Raw genomic sequence first — 13,731 nt, 5'->3', positions numbered from 1 at the left:
TCACTGCGCGTGGGCGTCCCGGTGGGCCTTGGCCAGCTCGACGTACATCGTGCCGTTGAGCGTGACGCCCGCGCGCTCCTCGTCGGTGAGCGGCCTGCGGACCTTGGCCGGTACGCCCGCGACGAGCGATCCGGGCGGCACGATCATGCCCTGCGGTACCAGCGCCTGCGCCGCGACCAGCGAACCGGCGCCGATCACCGCGCCGTTGAGGACCGTGGCACCCATGCCGATCAGGCAGTCGTCCTCGACGGTGCAGCCGTGCAGGACGGCGTTGTGGCCCACCGAGACCCGCTCGCCGATCTTCATGGGGAAGCCGAGGTCGACGTGGAGGCTGCAGTTGTCCTGGATGTTGCTGTCGGCGCCGACGACGATCGGCCCGCCGTCGGCGCGAAGGACCGCCCCGTACCAGGTGCTCGCACCGGCGTGCAGCGTCACCTCGCCGATGATGACCGAGGTGGGCGCGGTGAAGGCGTCCTGATCGATCTTCGGGTTCTTGCCGCCGAACCCGGTGACGAGTGCCTCGTGGCCCATCGGATTTCTCCATTCGTACGTGTCTCGCGCCTGGCGGAACCGTACGGGACGCGGGCGGACGTGCGGCCCTGTGGGGTGAAGATCACAGGGGTCCGGGCTCACCGGTCCGCGCGGGGCTGAGTAACGTGAGCCCGTGCCGAAGAACAGGAACACGTTCTCATCCGTGGTCGCCGCCTTCGGGCGCCGCGCGACCCAGCGTGCCGTCCACGCGAGCTGGGCGTGGGTGCAGCGGACGGGCGCCGTCACCGCGCAGCGGCCGGGCCGCCTGCGGTTCGGCGCGCTCGGCGAGGGCACGAAGCTGGCCTTCCCGCAGGGGACCGTCTTCGGTGAGCCGTGGATCCGCATCGGCGACCACTGCATCATCGGCGAGCAGGTCACTCTCACCGCCGGGATGATGCCCGACCTCGACCTCGGTCCCGACCCGATCCTGCGCATCGGCAACGGCGTCGTGCTCGGCCGCGGCAGCCATGTCATCGCCGACACGACGGTGACGATCGGCGACGACTGCTACTTCGGGCCCACGGTCTACGTGACGTCCACGAACCACTCGTACGACGATCCGCATGTGCCCATCGGCAAGCAGTGGCCGCGGATGGAACCCGTCGAGATCGGTCCCGGCTGCTGGATCGGCACGAACGCGGTGATCCTGCCGGGGGCGCGGCTGGGGCGGAACGTCGTGGTGGCCGCGGGGGCGGTCGTGCGTGGTGACGTTCCCGACCATGCGGTGGTGGCCGGGGCGCCGGCCCGTGTCGTGCGGACGTGGGATGCGGAGGCGGGGTGGCAGCCGCCGTTGCGGACGCCTGCGCCTGTGCCCATTCCTGACGGGGTCACGCCGGAACAGCTTCTTGCTCTGGGTGAGTTGGAGGGGTAGTTCGCTGTTTTCTCCGGCTGCGGGTGCGTGGGGGCCGGTCGCGCAGTTCCCCGCGCCCCTGGAGGGGCACGTCTCAGCTGGCCAGCAATACCGTGCCCACCAGAGCCAGGCCCGCTCCCGCCGCCTGCACTCCCCGCAGGCGTTCCTTGAGTACCGCCCGTGCCGCCAGTGCCGTGATCACCGGGTAGGTCGAGGAGAGGACCGCGGCCAGCGTGATCGGGCCGTTCTGGGCCGCCAGCGAGTACGTGCCGTTGGCCGCGACATCGGCCAGGCCCACGAAGGCGAGCGCCGGGAGCGCTGCCCACAGCAGGCCGACGCCCGTGCCCTCGGGGAGTGCGAGGCCGCCTCGTTTCACCGAGACGAGCAGGGCGGTGCCGCCCGCGGCCACGTTCGTCACGCGCTGCACGAACAGGGCGAGGAACAGGCCGGTGAGGTTGCTCGACGCCTCGGAGATCAGGGCGAGGACCGCGCCGAAGCCGAAGGCCGCGAGCAGGGTCAGCAGGATCGCCTGCCGCTGCACGGGGGCGCCGCGCAGTTCGGGGCCGCCCGCGAGCACGATGCCCACGATGGCGACGGTGAGCCCGGCGAACTGCGGGACGCCGGGGCGCTCGCCCAGGAAGAGGCCGACGGCCACCGGTACGACGACGCCCACGGAGGCGAGCGGTGAGACCACGCTCATCGGGCCGATGGCCAGGGCCTTGTAGAAGGCGAGCATCGCCACCGGGCCGAGCAGCCCCGCGGCCACCGCGAACCACAGCTGCGGCCCCCACTCCGTCCAGCCGCCCGTGGCGACCACGATCACGCCGAGGACGACCACGGCGATGGTCTGCGAGGCGACGACCACGGTGAGGGCGGGGATGCGTCGGGTCAGCAGTCCGCCGCCGAAGTCGGCCAAGCCGTACATCAGGCTGGTGGCCAGGGCGAACAGTGCTGTCATCGGATTCCTCGCAGTACAGTGTTTTGAACCTTTAGGTGCACCACACCGTAGTTCAGTATCTTTGACCTTGTCATCCAAAATAATGGACGGAATGTGTCGGACCTCGATCAGCTCACCCAGTCGCTCGCCCGCAACCTCAAGCGCTGGCGCTCGGAACGGGGCTTCACGCTCGACGCGCTCGCGGCCCGTGCGGGCGTAAGTCGCGGCATGATCATCCAGATCGAACAGGCAAGGACCAACCCCAGCGTCGGGATCACGGTGAAGCTCGCCGACGCCCTGGGCGTCAGCATCACCACGCTCCTCGACTACGAACAGGGCTCGCACGTACGCCTGGTGCCGCCGGAGCAGGCGGTGCGCATGTGGTCCACGGAGGCGGGCAGCAGTACGACGCTCCTGGTCGGGACCGAGGCGCGCGGCCCCTTCGAACTGTGGGCGTGGAAGCTGATGCCCGGTGACGGCAGCGACTCCGACGCGCACCCGCCGGGGACGATGGAGCTGCTGCACGTCGCGGCGGGCGAACTGACGCTCCTCGTGGACGGTGTCGAGCACCAGGTGCCCGCCGGGTCGGCGGCCTCGTTCGAGGCGAACGTGCCGCACGGCTATCACAACAAGGGCGCCGAGCCGGTCGAGATGACCATGTCGGTGTCCGTACCTCCGGCGCACGCCTCGTCGTACTGAGGGCTGAGGGCTGAGGGCTGAGGGCTGAGGGCTGCGGGTTCAGGTCCGCGCTCCGTGTCCCGCCGCGTTTGTTAGCGTGCGGCCATGCGTGCACCCATGGGAAATTTCGACGTCGTCCGCGCCGCGCCCGAGGCCCTCGACCTCCTGGTGGCGCCCGTCGCCGACGCCGTGCGGGGCTGGAGCGGGAGCGTCCCCGCCGAGCAGGTCATCCACGTGGACACCGACCCGCAGTGGGCCGACACCGCCACCTTCGTGGAGCACTACGGCCGGGACATCACGGAGCAGTCCGCGAACTGCGTGGTCGTCGCGGGCAAGCGCGGCGGTGAGACCTCGTTCGCCGGGTGCCTGGTCCTGTCCACGACCCGCGTCGACGTGAACGGCGTCGTGCGCCGCCAACTCGGCGCGCGCAAGGCCTCGTTCGCGCCGATGGACACCGCGACCGGCGAGACCGGCATGGAGTACGGCGGCATCACCCCGATCGGCCTGCCCGCCGACTGGCCGCTGCTCGTGGACGCCGCCGTCGTCGACCTGCCCCACGTCCTGATCGGCAGCGGAAGCCGCCGCGGCAAGCTCATCGTGCCGGGCAAGGCGTTCGCCGAGCTCCCGAACGCGGTGGTGCTCGAAGGGCTCGGCGTCGCCTGACACGGGCGGGGCTTCTCCGGGGCGGGCGTCAGGCCCTCCGGCTCACCCGCAAATACCCTCCTCGCGCAGGCGGTTGATGTCGTCGGGGTCCCGCCCCAGCTCCCGCAGGATCCGCTCGGTGTGCTCGCCCGCGGCGGGCACGGCATCCATGCGCGGCTCCACGCCGCTCAGATTCGCGGGCGGCAGCAGTGCCTGGACGGGGGACGGGCTGCCCGGAATCGCGACCTCCCGCCAGCGTTCCCGCTCGGTGAGCGCGGGGTGGCCGAGGAACTCTTCCACCGAATTGACGCCCGCGTTGGCGATGTTGGCCTTGTCGAGCAGTTCCATCGCCTCCTCGCTGCCGAGTTCGGCGAACCGCGCGGAGATGATCGCGTCGAGCTCGTCGCGGTGCGCGACCCGGTCCGATCCGGTGGTGAACCGCGGGTCGTTTGTCAGCTCGGGCCGCCCGATGACCCGCTCGCACAGGGCGGCCCACTCGGGCTCGTTCTGCACGGAGAGCAGGACGTCCTTGCCGTCGGACGCGGTGAACGGGCCGTACGGCGCGACGGTCGCGTGCCGGGCGCCGACACGCGGCGGCTGCGTGCCGCCGTAGCGCGTGTAGTACGCGGGCTGGCTCATCCACTCGGCGAGCGCGTCGAAGAGGGACACGTCGACGACCGGCGCGCGCCCTGTGGTCGCCCGGGTGAAGAGGGCGGTGAGGACGCCGGTGTAGGCGTACATCCCGCCCGCGATGTCCGCGACCGAGATGCCGGCCCGCACCGCCTCGTCGGGGGTGCCGGTCAGCGAGAGCAGCCCGGTCTGGCACTGCACGAGGAGGTCGTACGCCTTGCGGTCCGCCCAGGAGCCGCTGATGCCGTAACCGCTGAGGGTGCAGGGGATCAACGAGGGGTAGCGGGCCTGGAGTCCGGCCGCGCCGAGACCGAGGCGGTCGGCGGCGCCGGGTGCGAGGTTCTGCACGAACACATCGGCTTCCGCGAGGAGTTCGTGCAGGATCCGCACTCCCTCGTCGGACTTGAGGTCCAGCGTCAGGGACTCCTTGGAACGGTTGAGCCAGACGAAGTAGCTGGCCTGTCCGTGCACGGTGGTGTCGTAACGGCGGGCGAAATCGCCGCCGCCGGGCCGCTCGACCTTGATCACACGAGCGCCGAGATCGGCCAGCTGCCGGGTGGCGAAGGGGGCGGCGACGGCCTGTTCGAGGCTGACGACGGTGATGCCCTCCAGGGGGAGCTGACCGGTCGGTTCGTGGTGCGGCGCCATGACTGCCTTTCGTTCGCGGGTGCTGTCCGAGTCGTTCAAGGATTTCCCACCACCGACTTGGACACCAGCCGCCCGTCGGCGAAGCAGAGGCGATAGCCGTCGGCCGACAGGAAGCGTGTGCTGTAGTACGTGCAGTCCTGGCCGCGCGGCGTCGCGGGTGCGCCGTCCGGCGGGCCGTCCCTGGTGAAGTCCGGCAGTCGGGACTCCACTTCCTCGCGCCGCTGCCCGGTGGTCAGACCGTCGTACACCTCCCGGTCGAGCACCGAGAAGACGGAGCTGATCATGCTGAGGGGGATCACGAGGAGCAGAATTCCGGCGAGGACCGCGATCGGGGCCAGGACCGCCTGGGTGAGCCGCCTCCGGATCTGCCGCCTGGCCTGTTCCAGTTCGCGCGCGGAGACGGTCGGCCGGGGCGGTTCCACGGCACGCGGGGCGGCGCCCGCCGCGGGCAGTTCGGCGCTCACCTCGAAGCCGCCGTCGTCCGTGGGGTCCGCGCGCAGCGTGCCGCCCGCCAGGCGCACCCGCTCGTCGAGGCCGACGAGACCGCTGCCGCCCGATGCCACCCCGGCAAGGCGCCCGGCCGGGGCCGGGCCGTTCGCCACCGTCAGGCGCAGCGTGTCGCCGTCCCGCGTGATCCGGACCCGGACCTTCGCGCCCGCCGCGTGCTTGGCGGCGTTCGTCAAGGACTCCTGGAGCACGCGCTGCACCGCCAGGGCGACCATCGGCGGCAGGTTCTCCGTGGCCCCCGACCGTTCGAGCATGACCTCGACCCCGGATGCCCGCGCGCGTTCGACCACGGTGTCGGGGCCCGCGTCCGACGGGGCCCGCGGCGGCGCTTCGTCGTCGGCCCGCAGCACGCCGATGATCTCCCGCAGCCGTTCGGTCGCCGCTCCCGCTGCCTCGCGCAGTTCGCCGACGGCCGCCTGCTGACGGGCGTCGAGCGTGGGGTCGACCTCAAGGACGCCCGCCTGGACCGCGATGAGGGTCAGGTCGTGGCCGAGCGAGTCGTGCATGTCGCCCGCGATCCTGGCCCGTTCGCGGATACGGGTACGGTCGGCGACCGCCTGCTGCTCGTGCTCCATGCGCTCGGCCAGCCGCCAGCCGCCGGACATCAGGTCCGTGTACTGGCGACGGTAGCGGCCGAGCAGCCAGGGCAGCACCACGGCGGCCAGCAGCGTCAGGAGCATCGTGGGCCAGCCCCACAGGTCGCTCGACACGGCCGTGCACAGCACGAGTCCGACCGCGGCGACCGCCCCGAAGAACCACAGCGCGGGGCGTACCGCCACCGTGCGGCTGCCGGCGAGGTAACCGAAGACGGCGAGCGCCGCCCAGTACGCGGGCGTCAGCATCTCCGGGTCGGTCATCAGGCTCAGCGCGACCGGCACGGCGAGGGCGGCGAGCGGCCACCGCCTGCCGCACGCCACGGCGCCCCCGAGCAGCGGGACTCCCGCGGCGGCCACGACGGCGTCGCGTCCGTCGAGACCGAAGACGCCCGAGACCGGCGGTGCGCACACCACGAGCCACAGCCCGATGTCGAGGAGCCGGGAGAACCAGCCGGGTACGCCGCGCATCCGCACAGCATCGCCGATCACACCGGCCCGCGCCCCCGACTAAAGTAGGCAATCGCTCCCGTGCGGCCCTGGCCGGCTGCTCACTCCGCGCCGACGAGCCCCGCCTCGTACGCGAGGATCGCTGCCTGTACCCGGTTCTTGAAGCCGAGGCGGGCCAGGACCTGGCTGACGTACGCCTTCACCGTGCCCTCGACGACATGCAGCCGCCGGGCGATCTCCGCGTTCGACAGTCCGGCGCCGACCAGCGCGAGCACCTCGCGCTCGCGTGCCGTCAGTTCCCCGATGCGGGCCCGCGCGGTGGTCTGCTTTCCGAGCTGCCCCGCGCCGAGGTGGGAGATGACCCGCCGTGCGATCGACGGGGAGAGATACGCGCCGCCCTCGGCGACGGCCTGCACCCCGGCGATCAGCTCGCGCGGATTGCCGGACTTGAGGAGGAAGCCGGCGGCGCCCGAGCCGAGCGCGCTCGCGATGTACTCGTCCTCGGAGAACGTGGTGAGCATCGCCACGGCCGTGCCGGGCGCGACCCGGCTCAGTTCGGCCGCCGCCCGGAGGCCGTCGAGGCGGGGCATCCGGATGTCCAGGAGGCAGACGTCGGGGCAGTGCGCGAGGGCGAGGTCGATCGCCTCGCGCCCGTCGCCCGCCTCGGCGACGACCTCGATGCCGTCGGCGGCGCCGAGGATCGCCCGCACGCCGGCCCGGATCATCGCCTCGTCGTCGGCAAGCAGCACTCGGATCATACGAGCACGCTACCCGGCCGTCCGCGACCTGCCGCCCGAGACCTGACAAAACTCCCGAGGCCTGACGCAACTCCCGTGACCTTACGAAAGTGCAGGGCAGGTGCTGACCAACGTCCCCTGTCCCGGGCCCCGAAGCTTCGTAGCGTCCCTGTCGTCACCGCCCGCGCCTCCGAAGACGGGCGCTTCGAAAGGGACTTGGGGAACGATGCTCACATTGCAGGGCCTGACCAAGAGATACGGCGAGAAGACGGCCGTCGACGCGCTGTCCCTCGAAGTCGCGTCAGGGAAGATCACCGGCTTCCTCGGACCGAACGGCGCGGGCAAGTCCACCACCATGCGCATGATCCTGGGCCTTGACCACCCCACGTCGGGCACCGCCCTGATCAAGGGCAAGCGGTACGCCGACCACATGCATCCCCTGCGGGAGGTCGGCGCGCTCCTGGACGCCAAGGCCGTGCACCCCCGGCGCAGCGCCCGCAAGCACCTCCTGGCCATGGCCCGCAGCCACGGCATTCCCGCCCGCCGCGTGGACGAGGTGCTGGATGCCACCGGGCTCACCGATGTGGCGGGCAAGCAGGCGGGCTCCTTCTCGCTGGGCATGGGGCAGCGCCTCGGCATCGCGGGGGCGCTGCTCGGCGACCCCGAGGTCCTGATGCTCGACGAGCCGGTCAACGGGCTCGACCCCGACGGCGTGCTCTGGATCCGCCGCTTCCTGCGCTCGCTCGCCGCACAGGGCAGGACGGTGTTCGTCTCCAGCCATCTGATGAGCGAGATGGAGGTCACCGCCGACCGCCTGGTCGTGATCGGCAAGGGACGGCTCATCGCGGACGCGCCGGTGGCGGACATCCTCGCGCGCAGCTCCCGCAACGCGGTCCGGGTGCGCGCGCCCGAGGAGCGTGACCTGCACGCCCTGGCCGGACGGCTCGCGACGGAGGCGCACGACATCCGGCGGGTGTCGGCGGGCGAACTCCTCGTGACGGGTCTGACGCCGGAGCGCGTCGGCGATCTGGCCCACGAGAACCACGTACGACTGCACGAGCTGCGTGCCGTCGAGGCGTCACTGGAAGAGGCATACATGGAACTGACCGCAGGCAGCGTCGAATTCGGGGAGGCCCGGCTGTGAGCACGCAGATCTCCGGGCAGCGCCACATCCGGCGGCGGAACATCCGGCAGCGGACCGCCCGCGGCGGACTGCGCGGGGCCGTGGCCGCCGAGTGGACCAAGCTGTTCTCGCTCCGCTCGACCTGGTACTTCCTGCTCACGGCGGCCGCCGTGATGGGGGTGACGGCCGCGTGCGTCGGCGCCGTCACCCACGACGCGGGGGCGTCGCCCGCCGACCCCGCCACGCTCGCCACCGTCTACGGCGTCGAGTTCGTCGTCGCCGGTCTGGCCATGCTCTGCGTCACCGGCGAGTACGCCACCGGCAGCATCACCAACACCCTCCAGTGCGTGCCGGACCGCGCGCGGATGCTGGTCTCCAAGAGCATCGTGACGGCGGCGGTCGCGTTCGGCGCCGGGATCGTGCTCGCCGTGATCGGGACCGGGGCGGGCGCGGCGGCCCTGGACGAGTCGGCCTCCGACCTCGGTCAGGTGGCGGGGCAGGTGTTTGCCGTCGCCGTTCACCTGATGCTCATGAGTGTCCTGACCGTCGGCCTCGCGGCCATCGTGCGCAGTTCAGCCGGGACCATCACCGTGCTGTTCGTGCTGCTGCTCGTCGTGCCGACGATCCTCCAATCGATTCCCCTCGACTTCCTCACGAACCTGGCGCAGTTCCTGCCCCGGGCGGCGGGCACGCAGTTCCTCACGGGCGACGCGGATCTCTACGGTCCCGCCGCCGGACTCCTGCTCCTGGCCGCCTGGACGGCCGCCTCCCTGACCCTGGCCACGGCGATCCTCAGGCGTCGCGACGCCTGAGCCACCTCCGCGGCCCGGGCCGCTCCTCCCCGAACGGAGACCGGACCTGTCATGCCCTCGACATCCACCGCTGCAACGCCCGCTACACCTGCTGCCCCCGCCTCACCCGCTGCTCCCGCCGTATCCAGCCCCTACGTCACCGCCATCGCCGACTCCCCGGAGCAGATCCGGGCCGCGCAGCGACTGCGGTACCGCGTCTTCGGCGAGGAGATGGGCGCCCGTCTCCACACCTCGCTGCCCGGCCACGACATCGACCCCTACGACGATCTCGCGGACCACCTGATCGTCACCGACACCACCACCGGCGAGGTCGTCGGCACCTACCGCCTGCTCCCGCCGGGCCGGGCCGAACGGGGCTACTCCGACGGCGAGTTCGACCTGCTCGCACTGGAAGGGCTGCGGTCCTCCACCATCGAGGCGGGCCGCTCCTGCGTGCACCCCGACCACCGCTCCGGTGCCGTGATCAACCTGATGTGGTCGGCGCTCGCCCGCTACGTGCTGCTGTCCGGACACCGCTATCTGGCGGGCTGCGCCTCGGTCCCGCTCGCCGACGGCGGCAAGGCGGCGTCCAGCGCCTGGCTGCTCGGCACGTCGCGGCACGCGTCGCCGCCCGACCTGCGCGTGCATCCCCGCCGCCCCTGGGCGCCCGCCGAACCGACGGTTGAGCGGCCCGCCTACACCGACCTGCCGCCGCTGCTGCGGGGCTACCTGCGCCTTGGCGCGTGGATGTGCGGGGCGCCCGCGCACGACCCCGAGTTCGACGTCGCCGACTTCTTCGTCCTGCTCGACATGGACCGGCTCGGCGACCGCTACCGCCGCTACTTCCTGGGGGAGACGCAATGAGCCACGCGACAGCCCCCGCCGCCCTGTGCACCCCGGCCTGCGTCACGCGCTCGGCGTCACGGGTGTCACCGGCCGAACTGGCCCGCCGGTACGCGGCGTTGTCGTACGCGATCGGCCGGGGCGTGGCGCAGGGCGGGCGCCTCGCCGAGCCCGGCATGCTGCGGGCGCGGGCCGGGGCGGTCCTGGGCGCCCTTGGCGTGGGCCTGGAGGAGGCGCCGCAGCGGCTGACGGTGGACGGTGCGCGACCCGGCACCCTGATCGTCGCCAACCACATCTCCTGGCTCGATGTCATCAGCCTGCTCGCCGTCGAGCCGGTGACGGTCCTCGCCAAGCGGGAGGTGGGCCAGTGGCCGGTCATCGGCGCGCTCGCCCGACGAGCCGGCACCCAGTTCATCGACCGCGACGGGCTGCGCCAACTGCCCCGTTCCGTGGCCGATCTCGCGGCCACGCTGCGCGCGGGCCGCTCCGTCCTCGTCTTCCCGCAGGCGACGACCTGGTGCTCCGTGCCCGGCGGCCGGTTCCGCCGGGCCACCTTCCAGGCGGCGGCCGACGCGGGCGCACCCGTGCGTCCCGTGACCATCCGCTACTACCAGCACGGCGTCCGCAGCACCACGGCCGCCTTCCTCGGCGAGGAGACCTTCGGGGCGTCGCTGCACCGCGTGGCCCGCGCCCGCGGCCTGACCGTCCGCGTCACCGCGCACGCCCCACTGCACGGCACCGACCGGCGAAAGCTGGCCGCCGAGGCCCAGGCAACCGTCGCCGCCCATGAACGGGCCGCCCATGTCTGATCCCTAGTCCTCGAGAACCCTGGCCGGTGTCACTTCGCGGACATGTGCCACGGCGTCGAACCATCCCGCGAGGGAGCCGCCGGACAGGTGGTGCGCGGCGTCCTCGCGCGCGTCGTAGAAGGGGCCGATCAGGCGGGTCCTCGCGGGCGCTTCGAGCCAGGCGTCCGCAGGCCCGGGGTCGTGTGCGCGCAGGTTCAGGAAATACGCGGGCAGATCGGCCGCGCCGAGCACCGTCTCGGCGAACTCCGCGGGCGGTACCGGGTAGTCCGCGCCGTGGTGGAAGGTCAGCCCGACGGACGCGTAGCCGCCGCCGAAGTGCTCGCGCAGGTATCCGCCCGCGTTGTGGTGGGTCTGGGATGCGGGGGACGACACCGTGCGGGGATCGCCGACGGCCGTGTGGGCGATGCCGCCCCAGTAGACGGTCTTGTGCCGGGTGCACTCGTGCCACCGGATGGCGTCGTCGGCCAGGGCCCGCTCGATTTCCGCGAGTCCGGCACCGGGCGGCCCCGACTGCGTGGGCAGCGCGGCCAGCCGCACGGGGTCGTGCGGGGTGCGTGCGTTGTGGGCGCGCAGCCAGCGCAGCATGTCGAGGATCTCGCCGGTCCGCCAGAAGGAACGGGCTTCACGGAGCATCGCTTCCGGATCGCCCGCCCCGGTCAGGACATACGTGTCGAGCCCGAGTCGTGCCGGATCGTCCCCTTCGAGTACGAGCGAACGAAACCCCTGCTCCTCGACCAGGAATCGCAGCATCCGGTGCTGGAGGACGGACAGTTCGTGCGTCGCGCGGGACCCCACGCCGAGCGCGACGATCTCGGCGCCCGCCACCGCGTCGGCCAGCGGGCGCAAATCGGACGGTTCGGCCCGTGCGTCCGTGGTGTTGAGGGGGTGGGCATGCCGGGTGAGCCAGTCGGCTGCCGCTTCGTACGTTGCTTCTGAGGTCCGGTTCATGGGCTCAGGCTCGTTCCCCAAGTTTGGTCGAGGTCAAGTGTGACGCGCGTCTCGGGAACCAGGGCCCGTCCTCGGCCGACTCCTGGACCGGCGCGGTCGCGATGGTTCCGTGCTGTGGCGTTCACGAGTGTCAGGAGAGCGGCGATGAGCGATCGCCCCCGGCTTGCCCCGCTCTGCGGGTTCCTCGCGCTGCTCGCGGTGGTCTTCGTCGTGTCGTACGCAATGGGAGCGGCCGTCGGACCGGACGAGACGGACGAGCCGGGTGTGCGGCGGCCCGGCAGCGTGACGGAAACCGGGACCGAGACGCACGACATGCGCGATATGCGTGACATGCACTCGGGCGGTCACGGATAAGTCCTGAAGCTGTTTGAGCGGACCGGGTTCATTTCGCGTACCACCCCGGGAAAGAAGTGGCGCGAATGCAAGGATGGCCCCGCCATGACTGCTGGGTGGTGTTCTCGCGCGGTACGGGCTGCGGTGTTCGCGGCCGCCTGCGTGCTGCTCGCTGCCCTGGGGCACGTCCTGATGTCGGGTGCCGCGGTGCCCGCCCCGGCGCTGGGTGCCGGTGCCTTCGCAGCCGGCGCCACCGCGTGGGCGCTCGCCGGGCGCGAGCGGGGGCTGCCCCTGGTCGTCGGCGTGACGGTGGCCGCGCAGGCCGCCCTGCACGCGGGGTTCTCCCTCGCACAGGCCGCCGCGCAGCCTGCGGGTGGCGTGCCGCTCGTACGGCGGTGGGTGCAGCACCTGCTCTGCGCGGGGCCGATGGGCGCCGGGGCCACCGGCAGCGGGCAGGGCTCGGCCATGTCCGCGCCGATGCCCGGGTCAGGGACGGCCGTGGGGACGGTGTCGGCGCCGGTCTCCGGTGCGACGCCGATGCCCGCGATGCCTGACATGTCGTCGATGGGCTCCATGGAGCACATGGACCATATGGGCGGCGGCCACGACATGAGCGGCATGTCGCCGACCGGCATGCTTGCCGCCCACCTGCTCGCCGCTCTCCTCTGCGGCCTCTGGCTCGCGCACGGCGAACGCGCGGCCTTCCGTGTCGCGCGTGCCTTCGCCGGATGGCTCGTCGCCCCGCTGCGGGTTCCTCACGCGCTGCCCGCGCCCGCGCACCGGCCCCGCGTCCGGCCCCGTCGCCACCGTTCGGCGGGCCGGCCGCGGCAGTTGCTTCTCGTGCACGTCATCACTTCCCGGGGTCCGCCCGCGGGGACCGCTGTCGCCTGACAGCTGGTTCCCCGACGCCGCAAGCACGCGCCATGGCGCGCGTGGCCGCGGCTCGGGCATCGGCCATGCGCACTCCTGCGCGGCCGTACCCCCATCACCGGATCGCCGGACGCGTGCTCGCGCCGCCGACGAGACATACCGACGCCCGCGCGTACGGCGTGTCCGGATCCCGGATTCCCGAGAAGGACACCAGGTGATCATTCCTGCCCTGCCCAGCTCACCCGACGAGTCGATAACGGCCTGGGCGCTCGCCGCCCGCGCCGGCGACCCCGAAGCCGTCGAGCACTTCGTGCGCGCCCTGCACCGGGACGTCCGCAGGTACGTGACGTATCTCGGCGGCGACCCGCAGGCCGCCGACGACCTGACACAGGACACGTTCCTGCGGGCCCTCGGCAGCCTGCACCGTTTCGAGGGGCGCTCGTCCGCCCGTACCTGGCTGCTCTCCATCGCCCGGCGCGCGGTGATCGACAGCCTGCGGCACGCAGCCGCCCGGCCCCGGCTCTGCGACACGGACGACTGGCAGTCCGCCGCCGAGCGCGCCCAGCCGAGAGGCCTGCCGGGCTTCGACGACGGCGTGGTGCTGGCCGACCTGCTCGCGACGCTGCCCGACGAGCGGCGTGAGGCCTTCGTCCTCACCCAACTCCTGGGGCTGCCCTACGCGGAGGCCGCGCTGCTCACCGGCTGCCCGGTGGGCACGGTCCGCTCGCGCGTGGCGCGGGCGCGCATCTCGCTGATGGAGCGGCTGCGGGACGCCGAGCGCCCCGCGCTTGCGGGCTCCGCGGCCTGACAC

16 protein-coding genes are annotated in these 13,731 nt (G+C 72.3%); 10 read left to right on the top strand and 6 right to left on the bottom strand.

Annotated elements, in window-relative coordinates:
• Entirely contained in the window at positions 1 to 531 is a 531-nt protein-coding gene (locus ACQKIP_RS09775; protein ID WP_365866142.1) for a gamma carbonic anhydrase family protein, read from the bottom strand.
• Between the two features lie 133 nt (positions 532 to 664).
• Here ACQKIP_RS09775 and ACQKIP_RS09770 point away from each other — a divergent pair, with 133 nt between their 5' ends.
• Positions 665 to 1,402 carry an acyltransferase gene (locus ACQKIP_RS09770; RefSeq protein WP_365866144.1) on the top strand — a complete coding sequence of 246 codons (738 nt, stop codon included), beginning with the start codon at positions 665 to 667 and terminating at the stop codon, positions 1,400 to 1,402.
• A gap of 73 nt (positions 1,403 to 1,475) precedes the next feature.
• On the opposite strand, the gene ACQKIP_RS09765 is transcribed toward ACQKIP_RS09770, so the two are convergent.
• On the bottom strand, positions 1,476 to 2,339 hold the full coding sequence (locus ACQKIP_RS09765) for a DMT family transporter (protein WP_365866146.1): 864 nt from the start codon (positions 2,337 to 2,339) through the stop codon (positions 1,476 to 1,478).
• 93 nt (positions 2,340 to 2,432) lie between these two features.
• Between ACQKIP_RS09765 and ACQKIP_RS09760 the strand changes: the two genes are divergently transcribed.
• Together ACQKIP_RS09760 and ACQKIP_RS09755 are read left to right on the top strand one after the other, a co-directional pair.
• Positions 2,433 to 3,017, top strand: coding sequence for an XRE family transcriptional regulator (locus tag ACQKIP_RS09760; RefSeq protein WP_190084212.1), 585 nt, complete (start codon positions 2,433 to 2,435; stop codon positions 3,015 to 3,017).
• Positions 3,018 to 3,101: 84 nt separating this feature from the next.
• Positions 3,102 to 3,659 (top strand): YbaK/EbsC family protein, encoded by a 558-nt coding sequence (locus ACQKIP_RS09755; protein WP_365866148.1) that lies wholly within the window; start codon positions 3,102 to 3,104, stop codon positions 3,657 to 3,659.
• A gap of 42 nt (positions 3,660 to 3,701) precedes the next feature.
• Here the strand turns inward: ACQKIP_RS09755 and ACQKIP_RS09750 are convergent, their stop codons facing one another.
• The 3 genes from ACQKIP_RS09750 to ACQKIP_RS09740 form a co-directional block, all read right to left on the bottom strand.
• Entirely contained in the window at positions 3,702 to 4,916 is a 1,215-nt protein-coding gene (locus ACQKIP_RS09750; protein WP_365866150.1) for a CaiB/BaiF CoA transferase family protein, read from the bottom strand.
• Positions 4,917 to 4,951: 35 nt separating this feature from the next.
• On the bottom strand, positions 4,952 to 6,487 hold the full coding sequence (locus ACQKIP_RS09745; protein WP_427742714.1) for a sensor histidine kinase: 1,536 nt from the start codon (positions 6,485 to 6,487) through the stop codon (positions 4,952 to 4,954).
• Between the two features lie 80 nt (positions 6,488 to 6,567).
• The gene (locus tag ACQKIP_RS09740) at positions 6,568 to 7,224 is read right to left on the bottom strand and encodes a response regulator transcription factor (RefSeq protein WP_365866153.1); all 657 of its coding nucleotides are present in this window, start codon (positions 7,222 to 7,224) and stop codon (positions 6,568 to 6,570) included.
• 205 nt (positions 7,225 to 7,429) lie between these two features.
• Here ACQKIP_RS09740 and ACQKIP_RS09735 point away from each other — a divergent pair, with 205 nt between their 5' ends.
• The 4 genes from ACQKIP_RS09735 to ACQKIP_RS09720 are packed head-to-tail and all read left to right on the top strand — an operon-like array spanning position 7,430 to position 10,769.
• The gene (locus ACQKIP_RS09735; protein ID WP_365866155.1) at positions 7,430 to 8,347 is read left to right on the top strand and encodes an ABC transporter ATP-binding protein; all 918 of its coding nucleotides are present in this window, start codon (positions 7,430 to 7,432) and stop codon (positions 8,345 to 8,347) included.
• On the top strand, positions 8,344 to 9,138 hold the full coding sequence (locus ACQKIP_RS09730) for an ABC transporter permease (RefSeq protein ID WP_365866157.1): 795 nt from the start codon (positions 8,344 to 8,346) through the stop codon (positions 9,136 to 9,138). Before ACQKIP_RS09735 ends, ACQKIP_RS09730 begins: the two co-directional genes overlap by 4 nt.
• A 51-nt stretch (positions 9,139 to 9,189) precedes the next feature.
• On the top strand, positions 9,190 to 9,981 hold the full coding sequence (locus ACQKIP_RS09725) for a GNAT family N-acetyltransferase (RefSeq protein ID WP_365866159.1): 792 nt from the start codon (positions 9,190 to 9,192) through the stop codon (positions 9,979 to 9,981).
• Complete coding sequence (locus ACQKIP_RS09720; RefSeq protein WP_365866161.1) at positions 9,978 to 10,769, top strand: lysophospholipid acyltransferase family protein; 792 nt, start codon at positions 9,978 to 9,980, stop codon at positions 10,767 to 10,769. The genes ACQKIP_RS09725 and ACQKIP_RS09720 overlap by 4 nt, the downstream gene beginning before the upstream one ends.
• Before the next feature lie 3 nt (positions 10,770 to 10,772).
• Here the strand turns inward: ACQKIP_RS09720 and ACQKIP_RS09715 are convergent, their stop codons facing one another.
• Positions 10,773 to 11,717 carry an erythromycin esterase family protein gene (locus tag ACQKIP_RS09715; protein WP_365866163.1) on the bottom strand — a complete coding sequence of 315 codons (945 nt, stop codon included), beginning with the start codon at positions 11,715 to 11,717 and terminating at the stop codon, positions 10,773 to 10,775.
• A 144-nt stretch (positions 11,718 to 11,861) separates the two neighbouring features.
• Between ACQKIP_RS09715 and ACQKIP_RS09710 the strand changes: the two genes are divergently transcribed.
• From ACQKIP_RS09710 to ACQKIP_RS09700, 3 genes are all read left to right on the top strand, one after another.
• Positions 11,862 to 12,071, top strand: a complete 210-nt coding sequence (locus tag ACQKIP_RS09710) for a hypothetical protein (RefSeq protein WP_365866165.1) — start codon at positions 11,862 to 11,864, stop codon at positions 12,069 to 12,071.
• Positions 12,072 to 12,155: 84 nt separating this feature from the next.
• Positions 12,156 to 12,941, top strand: coding sequence for a hypothetical protein (locus tag ACQKIP_RS09705; protein WP_365866167.1), 786 nt, complete (start codon positions 12,156 to 12,158; stop codon positions 12,939 to 12,941).
• Between the two features lie 193 nt (positions 12,942 to 13,134).
• Positions 13,135 to 13,728, top strand: coding sequence for a sigma-70 family RNA polymerase sigma factor (locus ACQKIP_RS09700; protein ID WP_365866168.1), 594 nt, complete (start codon positions 13,135 to 13,137; stop codon positions 13,726 to 13,728).
• Positions 13,729 to 13,731 lie beyond the last annotated feature (3 nt).

This window comes from Streptomyces sp. NPDC059900 (assembly GCF_050270335.1).
In the GTDB taxonomy this organism is placed as follows: Bacteria; Actinomycetota; Actinomycetes; order Streptomycetales; family Streptomycetaceae; genus Streptomyces.
Note: the sequence above shows the minus strand (reverse complement) of the source record. Positions and strands in the feature narration are given on the sequence as shown.

What these genes read in the sequence shown, in the direction of transcription:
- ACQKIP_RS09720 (WP_365866161.1), top strand. Translation starts at nt 9,978, where the DNA reads ATGAGCCACGCGACAGCCCCCGCCGCCCTGTGCACCCCGGCCTGCGTC.
- ACQKIP_RS09750 (WP_365866150.1), bottom strand. Translation starts at nt 4,916, where the DNA reads ATGGCGCCGCACCACGAACCGACCGGTCAGCTCCCCCTGGAGGGCATC.
- ACQKIP_RS09725 (WP_365866159.1), top strand. Translation starts at nt 9,190, where the DNA reads ATGCCCTCGACATCCACCGCTGCAACGCCCGCTACACCTGCTGCCCCC.
- ACQKIP_RS09765 (WP_365866146.1), bottom strand. Translation starts at nt 2,339, where the DNA reads ATGACAGCACTGTTCGCCCTGGCCACCAGCCTGATGTACGGCTTGGCC.
- ACQKIP_RS09705 (WP_365866167.1), top strand. Translation starts at nt 12,156, where the DNA reads ATGACTGCTGGGTGGTGTTCTCGCGCGGTACGGGCTGCGGTGTTCGCG.
- ACQKIP_RS09755 (WP_365866148.1), top strand. Translation starts at nt 3,102, where the DNA reads ATGCGTGCACCCATGGGAAATTTCGACGTCGTCCGCGCCGCGCCCGAG.
- ACQKIP_RS09740 (WP_365866153.1), bottom strand. Translation starts at nt 7,224, where the DNA reads ATGATCCGAGTGCTGCTTGCCGACGACGAGGCGATGATCCGGGCCGGC.
- ACQKIP_RS09735 (WP_365866155.1), top strand. Translation starts at nt 7,430, where the DNA reads ATGCTCACATTGCAGGGCCTGACCAAGAGATACGGCGAGAAGACGGCC.
- ACQKIP_RS09715 (WP_365866163.1), bottom strand. Translation starts at nt 11,717, where the DNA reads ATGAACCGGACCTCAGAAGCAACGTACGAAGCGGCAGCCGACTGGCTC.
- ACQKIP_RS09745 (WP_427742714.1), bottom strand. Translation starts at nt 6,487, where the DNA reads ATGCGCGGCGTACCCGGCTGGTTCTCCCGGCTCCTCGACATCGGGCTG.
- ACQKIP_RS09710 (WP_365866165.1), top strand. Translation starts at nt 11,862, where the DNA reads ATGAGCGATCGCCCCCGGCTTGCCCCGCTCTGCGGGTTCCTCGCGCTG.
- ACQKIP_RS09775 (WP_365866142.1), bottom strand. Translation starts at nt 531, where the DNA reads ATGGGCCACGAGGCACTCGTCACCGGGTTCGGCGGCAAGAACCCGAAG.